Annotated in this window: 4 tRNA genes and 1 rRNA gene; all 5 read right to left on the reverse strand. The window is 49.5% G+C overall.

Going from position 1 to position 572, the window contains the following annotated elements:
- Positions 1–60 (reverse strand): 16S ribosomal RNA (locus DDE80_RS14560); the annotation flags it as partial.
- 122 nt (positions 61–182) lie between these two features.
- Positions 183–258: transfer RNA gene (locus DDE80_RS14565), tRNA-Ala, on the reverse strand.
- Between the two features lie 10 nt (positions 259–268).
- Positions 269–345, reverse strand: a tRNA-Pro gene (locus DDE80_RS14570).
- Between the two features lie 8 nt (positions 346–353).
- Positions 354–430: transfer RNA gene (locus DDE80_RS14575), tRNA-Arg, on the reverse strand.
- A 19-nt stretch (positions 431–449) separates the two neighbouring features.
- Positions 450–538, reverse strand: a tRNA-Leu gene (locus DDE80_RS14580).
- Positions 539–572: the final 34 nt, after the last annotated feature.

Here is a 572-nt window from a genome sequence, read left to right on the forward strand (position 1 = left end):
TTGCATGTATTAGGCACGCCGCCAGCGTTCGTCCTGAGCCAGGATCAAACTCTCCATAAGAGAGCGATTAAGCTCATGTTGCTGGCATCAATTTTGATGTCCAAAATTTTGTTTCAATTTAATGAAATGATTTATTGATTAACGTTTTGCTTGTTCAGTTTTCAAGGTTCATGTGAATTTAATGGTGGAGCCTAGCGGGATCGAACCGCTGACCTCCTGCGTGCAAGGCAGGCGCTCTCCCAGCTGAGCTAAGGCCCCATTAATAAAGTGGTCGGGAAGACAGGATTCGAACCTGCGACCCCTTGGTCCCAAACCAAGTGCTCTACCAAGCTGAGCTACTTCCCGTCTAAAAATGGCGCGCCCGAGAGGAGTCGAACCCCTAACCTTCTGATCCGTAGTCAGACACTCTATCCAATTGAGCTACGGGCGCTAAAAATATTAAATTAAAATGGTGCCGAGAACCGGAATCGAACCGGTACGGTAGTCACCTACCGCAGGATTTTAAGTCCTGTGCGTCTGCCAGTTCCGCCACCCCGGCACATGTTGGAGCGGAAGACGAGGTTCGAACTCGC

The sequence above is a fragment of the Metalysinibacillus jejuensis genome (assembly GCF_003057615.1).
Classification (GTDB): Bacteria; Bacillota; Bacilli; order Bacillales_A; family Planococcaceae; genus Metalysinibacillus; species Metalysinibacillus jejuensis.